Here is an 11354-nt window from a genome sequence, read left to right on the forward strand (position 1 = left end):
TATTTAAAATAAAATGAATATATATTTTCATTTCAAATTTTTACTATAACATCGCTGCTCCAATAAGGCCGGCATTATCACCAATTTGTGCTATTCTTATGTCTACCATAGATGGATCTGCAACCTTAGTTTTAGTACATTCAATAATCTTAGGTAATAAGTAAGTATTATATATTAGTACTGCTCCACCAATAACTACAGTTTCTGGATCTATCACAGATATTATGTTTGCTATTCCAATTGAAATATTATCAATCCACTTTTCTATTACTTGAACCGCTTTTTCATCGTTATTTTCATATAAATCAAACACTTCTTTTGTTCTTAATGCTTTTCCATAGACTTCTGATGCTATTCTAGCTATATTTACACCGCTGCATTGCCCTTCAAGGCCACCCTTATTTGTACCTGCGTGACTATATTTATCTTCATTAATTATCATATTGTAAATTTCTGCTGCTTGACTGTGTGCTCCATTGATAATCTTCTTATCAAGAATTAAAGCACCTCCCACTCCAGTGGAAACGGTTATATAAAATACTGATTCACAGTCCTTTGCACTTCCAACTAAACTTTCTGCAAGCCCTGCTACATTGGCATCGTTATTAACTTTAACTGGGACACCTAACTTTTCTTTTAAGTATTCTTTTATATTAAAGTTTTCCCATCCTTTCAAGTTAACTGGATTTAATAGTTTACCTACTTTCAAATCTAAAGGACCAGGTGCTCCCACTCCAACCTTATCTATTTGATAATTACTCCATTGTTCCTTTATTTGACTAACTAATTTATCTAAGTTGTAAGCAGCACCTTTTTGTACTTCGTTTTCAACTTTGAATATTTCTACCATATTTCCTTCTTTAGATATTACTGCAGCCCTTAAGTTTGTCCCACCAATATCAATTCCGACTAAATACATTATTTAATAACCTCCTGACATATACAAAGTAATTTCAAAATTTTTTAAACCTAATTCTTAAAGTTATCAATTTATGTGACTATACCATATTTCAACATTTTCTATAAAGATTTATCAAATGCAAACTACATTTTTAAATCTTTATATTACTTCCATATAATAAATATATATCTTTATTAATTAAATGTCTATATTTTTATTAATAAAAATATATTTTTAGTTTTATTAATTAAATCAATATATAAAAAATAGATAATAAACACATAAATTATGTTTATTATCCATAGGTAATTCTAACTAATTATTACTGGATTTTAGCTCGGCTTTCTCTCCACTTTTTATTAACTTCTTCTATAATCGGCTTAGTATCAGATGCTATTACATATCTTTGCACAAAACTACTATTCAATCCAATTTCATTCTTAGTATTAGAATACTTATTGTGAATTTCTAATTCCTCGTTAGTTTGATTTTTTACAACATTGGCTTGCATTTGTATAGGTAAATTAAACTCTTCTAGTTCCCTGAGCATTTGAATATTTTTCTCACTGTTTTTTAATGAAGACATTATATTTACCGCTTTAGCGTACCTATCATCACTAAACATGAACTTTAAAAACTCTTTGGATATGTCTGGATATTTAGTATTTTTGCTAATTGCAAACTTATAATCTCCAACAATATTAATCATTTTACTTTCTGGAATTGGAAACATTCCAAACTCTTCTTTAGATGCCCCCATGTCTTCTAACTGATACTTAAAATCAGAATTCCATATAATCATTGCAACTTTTTTATCCTTAAGATCATTTTTGCATTGCTGCCAATCATAGTTAAACAAATCCGCTTCACAATATTTATTCTTAACAATTTCTCGTATTAATTCTAAAGATTTATGTACTCCACTTGAATCATTTAATATATCTTTTGAATTTGTTATTGTATTATCTTCAAGGTTTGTATCAAATAAATACGGAATGCTATCAGACCACATGCTCATTACCCATTGCTGTTTGTAATTCAAAGCAATTGGCGTAACCCCTATTCCCTTAATTTTTTGACAGGCTTCAAAAAATTCTTTTTTTGTTCTAGGAATCTCTTTTATATTTGCAGCCTTAAATATTTCTTCGTTATAAATTACTCCTTCCCATAACATAGATGTAGAAAGTGTATATAACTTATTATCTGTTCCTAATGTGTAATTGTATATATTTTCATCATTAAATCCTAGATCATCTATTGGCAAAAAATATTTACTATATTCTATTGTATCTATAGCTCCAGGTACTAAGGTTACGTCTGGCAGCTCTCCAGCTGCTGCCCTTCTTTCTAATATCTCTTCAACATCACCTATTAATTCTAAATTTATTTTAACCTTAGGATGTATTTGCCCAAACTCTTTTATCATCGAGTTTAACTCTTCACTCTTATCTGTTCTATTACTTACAAAAGTAATAGAACCTTCAAGCTCTCTACTATTTTCATTATTCTGACGGGAACCCACTATATATTTTTTAAAAGAATTAAATCCAAATATACTCGCCAAAATTACTAATAAAAATAAAGTCACAATTTTAATAAGTTTATTATACTTCCTCACAAAACTTCCCTTCTCTCTTGTAACTTAAAAATGAAAGACCATTGCTCTATTAATCCTCTTCTTTATTGTTTCTAAAATTATTAGGAGTAGTTCCAGTTATCTTTTTAAATGCTCTCCCAAATGTTATTGCATCATTATATCCAACCTTTTGTCCTATCTCATAAATTTTCAAATTTGTAGTTAACAACAATTCTTTTGCTTTTTTAATCCTATAACTTGATAAAAATTCATAGAAACCTTCCCCTATTTCTTTCTTAAATAATTCCGATAAATAATTTTGACTTAGAAGTACCTCATTTGCTACATCTTTTAATGTTATATTTTTATTAAAATTATTGATTATATATTGTTTAGCTAAATTTATTGCTACGGCATTTGGATTGTTATCTTCATTATTTAATGTTTCAAATAATTTATCTGATTCTTTTACGAAATATTTTTTAGAACTAATATCATAATTCATATTTTCCTTAAGTTTTTTTACAAGTTTATAGTACTCTCTTAATTTCCACACCTTATCTGTATATCTTAATATATAAACATTTCTGCTATTATTTACAAAGACCCCCGTTTCACTTTCTATTTTTTCATTTATTAAATCTATACTCTTATATTGGTTTTTATCAAAATAAAAAATTATGTAAATATTATCTTCTAAATTAAAAACTGCATATTCTATTTTGTTATATTCGGTTTGTATAGAATTTATAAATCCTCTTAGAGTATTGGTATTATCTTCTTTTCTTTGAACAATAATCATTTTATAGATATATTCCTCATTTAACTGCATATTTTCTAATAGCAATTCATTTGTTTTAAGTTTAATATCTTTATTGGTAAATAAAATATACTTAAAAAAGTCTTTTTTTAGTACCTCAATTGATTTATTTAGCAGCCTATGATTTTTTTCGTTATCTTTTATTTTAATTTCTGCTTCTTTCATAACATTCTTCAAATCATCTTGTTTAATTGGCTTTAATAAATAATTTAGGGCCCCAGCTTTCATGGTATCTCTAACGTAATTAAACTCATCATATCCGCTCAAAACTACAAATAAAGGAGGTTTACTCAATTCTTTTTTAGCTCTTTCTATTAATTCTATCCCTGTCATTACTGGCATCTTTATATCCGTTATTACTAAATCAACATTTTCCTCATTTTCTTTAAGATATTGTAATGCCATTAATCCATTTTGAAATTCGTTAATAACTTCATATTCACTAAATAATCTTTTTATTATTTTGCTTAATCCTATTCTTATGATTTTATCGTCATCAACTACTATTATTTTCATTTTTCCTCCATATTGAATATTCATTTAAGTTACTATATATTTAAATTATACATTAGTTTGCTTATATTCGAAATGTACTTTTTAATAGAGTTAATTTTCTTGATTTGTCTAATACTAAAGATTTAATTGCTCAAATTTACTATATCTCACTATTCAAACTACTTTAGTATTTTGATAAATCCTTTTACTATTTTTCTTAAATTTAATAATTGAATTTATAGTTAGGTGGCTTTATGAATTTTAATAATAATATATCAATAAAAAAATTAACACTGCTTATTTTTACAATTATGTATATTATATTTTTTATAATAACAAGCTTAAATTTATACTCGTACTCAGAATACGAATTTAATAAAACAGAAAGACTTATAGAAAATTTCAATGTCAGTTTGAGTCAGCAAGTTGTGGAAAAATTAAACAATATCTCTGATGTATCAAAATATCCATTACTTATTCCTGAAGTAGAAACCTTATATTCTATTCTTTCCGCTGATAAACCTTATGATATAAGTAATTACAATTATTTAAAATATCTTTGCGATATGATGCTGATTCAAAATACTTCAATAAATGGTGCTTATATATATGATTTAAGCGGAAGAGGTGCATCAAGCACACGTAATAGTTCTAATGATAAACTTAAAAATCCAAAATCAGAAAAATGGTTTATAGATTCATTAAGCTCTAATGATTTTACATCAATTTTTCCTAATATAAATGCAAGCGATATTTTTGAATTCACTTCTCAGAACTCTAAACAATTAATAGCTCTTACTAGAAAAATAATAGATATTAAAACAAAGAAAGTAACTGGAATATTATTGATTACTATATCAATAGATGAGATACGTAATTTACTAGTAAAAGATCATCTTCCATTTAGCAATCAGATAGTTTCCATCTATGATATTAATGGAAAATTAATTTTAACTACAAGTGAGGAATCTCATTCATTTATTCCTTCTTATGACCAGTTACATAACGCAACCCCTGATCCTAACATACAGTATATCTTTAATAATACTGAATATATAGTTTCCTATAACACTATACCTTCAACAAACTGGATAATTGTAAATTCAATCCCTAAATCAAATGCATATCATATAGACAGCTTATACATTTTTTCGTTTATTATTAATATAACTTTCTTTTTAATTTTATTTATAGTTTTATATATGTTTTTTATTAAAAGAATATTTAATCCTTTAAAGTTTTTAATCAAGAATATGGAGAGCAATGTTGAAAGCAATTTAGATTATAAAGTTTCTTATAATAAAAATGATGAGATTGGAATATTAGTAAAGTCCTATAATGAGATGAAAAGCAGAATAAGCGATTTAATTAATATTAACTATAAAAGCCAAATTGAACAAAAAGAATTAGAACTTAGACAGCTACAAAATCAAATTAATCCTCATTTTATATATAATACCTTGGAGTCTATTCGTATGATGGCAGAAATAAATGATGATCTAGAAACTTCAACCATGTCTGAGTATTTTGGCTCTATTATAAGGTACAGTATGAATAGAAAAATAAACACAGTCTTATTAAATGAAGAAATAAGCATTATTGAAAATTATATTTACCTTCAAAAAATTAGATTCGACCAACTATTTACAATCGAAAACTTGATTAACCCTGAGGTTCTAGACTGTGAAATAATTAAAATGATAATTCAGCCATTAATTGAAAACTCTATCTATCACGGCTTAAGTGAATGTAGTAGCGATGGAAAGATAATAATTCAAGGTGAACATATAAATGACAATTTAACACTAACTATCTCTGATAACGGTATAGGCATTGATAGTATAAAATTAAAAAAATTGAATGACTTTGTCAATGATAGAAATAATGATTTTAATAGTACTGCTTTGAGAAATATAAATAAAAGATTAAAGCTAAATTACGGTGATCATTACGGATTGGAGATTCATAGTATTCTCGGTGAAGGAACATCTATGGTGCTGACTCTACCATACATTGTGAAGTAAAACTAAATCCATAGAGATAAAACTCTATGGATTTAGTTTTACTTTATTTGCTAATAATTTCCTATTTATGCACCCATGTCAAAAATAATATAAAAATTCTTCTAACTTATAAGAATCTGATAACAAAATAAGTATTCCTAGGATATAAATAAACTTTATATAACCTTTTACTTAAGTATGGGCATAGTCAGCAAATTCTTATTTTACTTCATTTATTACAAATAATTGTGACATAAAATCTTCACGTTTCCTCGACCAATATTCACTAGCGTTTTCTGTATAATCCTTTGATAAAATTATCCCTAAATTCATAAGTTCATCACCGTAGTAATTTCCTTCTCTACCTTCTATTGAGTATAGTTTATCCGAGTCTAGTCCCTGTAATTTTATACGATTATATTTTTCATTTGGTCTGCATAAAGCTTGATAATAGCCCACAATGGCTTGTGACTTATCCTCAGACACTACCATCCATGAAGTTTCATTGCTTTCAAAAGGATTTAGCATTCTGTAAAAATCACCTTTTTGAACCAATGATTTATTTTTTTTAAAGAATTTAACTTGTTCCTTAACTATTTCTTTTTCCTCATCACTCATAGTATTAACATTAAGCTCATACCCAAAAGTTCCAAAATACGCCACATTGGCTCTTGTGTTAAGCGGAGTAAGTCTTCCTACTTGATGATTTGGGACTGCTGATACATGGCTTCCTATTGCACTTAATGGATAAATCATTGAAGTACCATATTGTATCTTTAATCTTTCTATAGCATCGGTATCATCACTTGCCCAAGTTTGTGGCGCATAGTATAGCATTCCAGGATCAAATCTAGCCCCGCCGCCTGCGCATGATTCAATTAAAAGCTCTGGGTATTTAGTTATTATCTTTTCAGCCAACTTATATACTCCAAGAATATATCTATGGAATACTTCACCTTGCCTATCTTCTTCTAGTGCTAATGAATAAGGTTCTGTTATATATCTGTTCATATCCCACTTAATATATGAAATCTTAGAATTCCCTATTATGTTATCCATCAAACTAAATACATGTTCAACAACTTCATCCCTAGAAAAATCTAATATAAATTGGTTTCTTCCATGAGACATGTTTCTATTAGGTGTTTGAATAGCCCATTCTGGATGTTCTTTAAATAATTTAGTATCCTTACATACCATTTCTGGCTCAAACCACAATCCAAATTTAAGTCCTATTTCTTCTACTTTTTTAGATAAACCAGCTATTCCATTAGGAAGCTTTTCTTTGTTTTCGAACCAATCTCCAAGAGAGCTTGTATCATCGTTTCTTTTCCCGAACCAACCATCATCAAGCACAAATAACTCTATTCCTAGGTCCTTTGCAGCCCTTACTATAGAAAGTATCTTTTCTTCATCAAAGTCAAAATATGTTGCTTCCCAATTGTTTACAAGAATAGGGCGTTCTTTATCTCTCCATTTTCCTCTTGCAAGTCTTGTTCTATAGAGTTTATGGTAAGTTTGGCTCATTGCATTTAAGCCATCATTAGTGTAGACCATTACACATTCTGGTGTTTGAAACTCTTCTTTTGAATCAAGTTTCCATTTGAACTCATAAGGATTAATACCCATCATAACTCTTGAAACTCCATACGAATCAACTTCAACTTGTCCTAAAAAATTCCCACTGTATACTAAACTAAAACCATAAACTTCTCCTACATGCTCAGTTGCATCAGGACGCTTTAATATCATAAACGGATTATGAACATGACTGCTTGCACCTCTTAAACTGTGTATAGATTGCACACCTTCTGTTAACTTTCTCTTTTTAAGGTGACACTCTCTAGCCCAAGCACCTGAGGTATGAATCATTTCAAAATCTGAATCTGCTAAATCAACACTACAACTCATAGCATTATCTATATAAAACGCCTCTTCTCCTTCATTAGTTATTTTTGCATTTCTGCATATTGCATCAAGATCTTTATATATTGTATAACTTAATATTAATTTGCTATTTAATATCTCATCAAATAATGTAATTTCTAATGTTTGAGCTTCTGAAGCTGCTTCAATATAAGTCGATGGTAATCCATTTAACTTATTCTTTCCATCAAATATTTTATATCCAGCATATTTATAGTTGCTAATTCTACTTCCATTCTTACTTGTAATAGTATGAGCAGGATATCTGTAGTCTGTAGTTCCGTAGCTTGGATATTCTTGCTTTATATGTTCTAATGATGAAGTATGATTTCCCTCAAACATATTACATGAAGGCTTAAGTTCTCTTTCCATTATGTGTTTAAATGAATCTCTATGCCTTAATCGTTTACCATAATAAACATTTTCCATCTGTTCTATTCCATCAATTACTCTAAGAATATAACTCATATTATTATTATAAAGATGAAACTCCCTTGTGCTTTCATTAAACTTAATTCCCATTTTTTATTATTCTCCTTCCCTATTCACGAAATAACTTTAATCTTATGTATTTAGTATAAATTCCTGTAATAATGTTATTGGGTAATATTATTCAGTAAATCATATCATTTGTGCCTAACAAACCCCAATATTTTTTTCAAATATTCTCCCACTTTTTCTGTATGAATAAAATGACCACAATCTTTTACGATAAATACTTCGCCACTAGCTGAATTACATTTATAATAATTTATATATTTCTTACTAAGTACTGGATCGTACTCACCACAAATTAACAAAGACTTACAACTCAAATCTGGGATTAGTTTAATTATATTTTTGTAAGTATTTTTATCTTTTATTATTTTGTCAAAATGTATAAATGAATACTGCCACCGCTCGTCAGAATCAACATCAACTTTCATAATATTCTTTTTCTCTTGGGAATACTCTTCATACGGCTTTAAGTAATACACTTGATTTCTAATTTCTTCTGGAGTTTCTAACCACTTATAAATAAATTGTTTGACATCATCTATATCTTTAATATTTTCTAAAAGTTTATGATCGCAATCCTTTTCCAAAATATTAATTGCTTTTGACTGAATTAACTTTATTGAATCAATAAAATCAAAGCTTGGATTTTCAAATATGACTTTTTCTACTGAATTAGGATATCTAATTGAATATAATAAAGCGAGAAATCCACCAAATGAGTGCCCAATCACTATAAACTTCTGTATATCCAAAAACTTCCTAATGCTTTCACAATCATCAATTAACATATTTATATTACATTTATCCTCTTTTTCCAATTTATCAGAACGCAAAACACCTCTCTGATCTATCAATACTACATTTATATACTTTGATAGTTTGTATGCTGCATATTGGAATGTTGAACAACTTGCTCCTGGCCCTCCATGTAAATACAATACTGTTTGCTTATAATTATTATTATAAATTCTTGTATAGATTCTTTTACCATCTTGCATTGGAATAAATATTTCTTCCATTAATACGCTCCTTATAACTGCTATTTAGTAGAAAGATTATAATATAACTTTAAGCTATGCTCATTTTACTCAACTATACAAATTGAAATTTAACATAATTGTGCTGACGCACTTTTTTAAATGTGCATATTCTGAAGAATATATATTTTAATATTCTTCAGAATATTTATTTTTAATTTAAACTACAGGATAGCTTTTCAAAACTGTAAGTTTTCCTTTTATTTCATAAGTTCCAAGTGCTGCAGGTATTAAATAGCTGTCTCCAATTTTTATCTTTTCTGAATATCCATTTCCTTCTATAATTCCTTCTCCCTCTACGCAAGTTAAGATGGCAAATTTATCTGAATCACTGCTGTCTTCTAACGTTTCTGCTATAGTTAATTTTTCTATTCCGAAATATTCATTTTTGCATAGTAAACTCTTTTTATATCCATCAAATGCAATTTCTTCTCCTTTAAGATTTTCACATTGAAGTTCAAAATTTGTTACAGCTAATGCTTTTTCTACATGTATTTCTCTTGGTCTGCCGTAATCATATACTCTATAGGTTACATCGCTATTTTGTTGTATTTCAGCTATAATAACCCCTTCACAAATAGCATGAATAAGTCCACTATTTATTAAAAAACAATCACCTTTTTTTACCTCTATCTTATTTAAATATTTTTCAACTTCTCCTAATTTTATTGCTTCTTCAAATTCTTCCTTTGTGCAATCCTTAGTACCAACTATCAAAGTGGCATCTGGTTTTGCATCTACAACATACCATGCTTCTGTCTTACCATAATCACCTTCATATTTAGCAGCATATTCATCTCCAGGATGAACTTGTACTGAAAGTTTTTCTCTTGAATTAATTAATTTCACTAGTAAAGGTAACTTTTCTAGGCTTACCTTAGTACCAACGACGCTAGTTCCGTATTCTTTTATCAGTTTATCAAATCTGATTCCTTTAAATTCACCATTTGCTACAATTCCTGTACCATTAGGATGACAAGCTATATCCCAGCTCTCCCCTATATTACCATCTGGAAGATTATCCCTAAAATCTATTAAATCTCTTCCTCCCCATATTCTTTCGTAGTATAAATTTTCAAATCTTATTGGATACATATTTCCTCTACTCCCTTACTCGATATATTAAAAACTATACTTTAAATATATATTCTTTTCAATAACTTGTCTATACTTTTAAATTCAAAAATATGTTTTATTTCCATAAGATAAGTCAACTTATGCACTCATATGAATTAGTTATTCTTTCCTCAAAACCCCATTCAACAAAAAAAGCTGCTGCAATAATTTTTTATATTTCTGCAACACCTTTAATTTATTTATATAACTGTTATAGCTTTAAATTCAAAGTTATCATATCTATGTCTAGAAAACGAGTATTCGAATGCTCTTCCATTTTCTAAATATACAACTTTTTCTACTTCTGCTATTGGATCTCCATCCATTAGCAATAAATATTCTTTATCGAATTCATCTGCCTTACTAACTCTAACAGTGGAATGAGCACTTTGAATTTTTAATCCTAATTTTTTCTGTAAAAAATTATATATAGATCCATTAACGTCTTCCTTTTTTATTCCCTCTGCAATTGATAGAGGCATATAAGTTTTCTCTATTACAATAGGTTCCTTATCTACATATCTTACTCTATGTATAAAATATACAAAATCACCGTTATCTATCTTGAATGTTCTTGCAATTTTCTCATCGGCATTAATAATTTTAAATTCTAAGACTTTGCTTGTTACCTCATGTCCTAAACTAGTATTAGTTAATCCCGAAAACTGTTTTTTTCGAATAATCTCTTGAATCTCCCCCTCAGTTATATCCTTTATAAAACTTCCTGATCCTCTTCTCTTTACAACTAATCCTTCTGCCACTAACAAGTCTAACGCTTTTTTAACCGTCATTCTACTAGCACTAAATCTTTCGCATAGTTCTTTTTCAAACGGTAATTGCTCATTGGGCTTGTACTCGCCACTTAATATATGTTCTTTAATATGGGATGCTATTTGCTGATACTTTATCATACCTATTCCTTTCATGTCTAATTTTCATTATTATACAAACCTATAATTCAATTTTCTTAAATGTTTCAATA

At 28.2% G+C, this 11354-nt stretch carries 8 protein-coding genes; 1 reads left to right on the plus strand and 7 read right to left on the minus strand.

All coding sequences use genetic code 11. The annotated features are described in order from the left end of the window. Positions 1 to 43 precede the first annotated feature (43 nt). The 3 genes from D2A34_RS03440 to D2A34_RS03450 all read right to left on the minus strand — a co-directional run bounded on the left by D2A34_RS03440 (position 44) and on the right by D2A34_RS03450 (position 3813). Entirely contained in the window at positions 44 to 922 is an 879-nt protein-coding gene (locus tag D2A34_RS03440; RefSeq protein WP_119365716.1) for an ROK family protein, read from the minus strand. A gap of 301 nt (positions 923 to 1223) precedes the next feature. Continuing rightward, positions 1224 to 2519 carry an ABC transporter substrate-binding protein gene (locus D2A34_RS03445; protein ID WP_119365717.1) on the minus strand — a complete coding sequence of 432 codons (1296 nt, stop codon included), beginning with the start codon at positions 2517 to 2519 and terminating at the stop codon, positions 1224 to 1226. A 49-nt stretch (positions 2520 to 2568) separates the two neighbouring features. After that, entirely contained in the window at positions 2569 to 3813 is a 1245-nt protein-coding gene (locus D2A34_RS03450) for a response regulator transcription factor (protein ID WP_119365718.1), read from the minus strand. Positions 3814 to 4046: 233 nt separating this feature from the next. Between D2A34_RS03450 and D2A34_RS03455 the strand changes: the two genes are divergently transcribed. Further along, positions 4047 to 5816, plus strand: a complete 1770-nt coding sequence (locus D2A34_RS03455; RefSeq protein WP_119365719.1) for a sensor histidine kinase — start codon at positions 4047 to 4049, stop codon at positions 5814 to 5816. 198 nt (positions 5817 to 6014) lie between these two features. On the opposite strand, the gene D2A34_RS03460 is transcribed toward D2A34_RS03455, so the two are convergent. From D2A34_RS03460 to D2A34_RS03475, 4 genes are all read right to left on the minus strand, one after another. Next, positions 6015 to 8243, minus strand: coding sequence for an alpha-galactosidase (locus D2A34_RS03460; protein ID WP_119365720.1), 2229 nt, complete (start codon positions 8241 to 8243; stop codon positions 6015 to 6017). A gap of 104 nt (positions 8244 to 8347) precedes the next feature. Continuing rightward, complete coding sequence (locus D2A34_RS03465) at positions 8348 to 9238, minus strand: alpha/beta fold hydrolase (protein ID WP_119365721.1); 891 nt, start codon at positions 9236 to 9238, stop codon at positions 8348 to 8350. A 177-nt stretch (positions 9239 to 9415) separates the two neighbouring features. Continuing rightward, positions 9416 to 10351 (minus strand): type I phosphomannose isomerase catalytic subunit, encoded by a 936-nt coding sequence (locus D2A34_RS03470; RefSeq protein ID WP_119365722.1) that lies wholly within the window; start codon positions 10349 to 10351, stop codon positions 9416 to 9418. Positions 10352 to 10572: 221 nt separating this feature from the next. Beyond that, positions 10573 to 11283, minus strand: coding sequence for a GntR family transcriptional regulator (locus tag D2A34_RS03475; RefSeq protein ID WP_119365956.1), 711 nt, complete (start codon positions 11281 to 11283; stop codon positions 10573 to 10575). Positions 11284 to 11354 lie beyond the last annotated feature (71 nt).

The sequence above is a fragment of the Clostridium chromiireducens genome (assembly GCF_003575225.1).
GTDB classification, from domain to species: Bacteria; Bacillota; Clostridia; order Clostridiales; family Clostridiaceae; genus Clostridium; species Clostridium chromiireducens.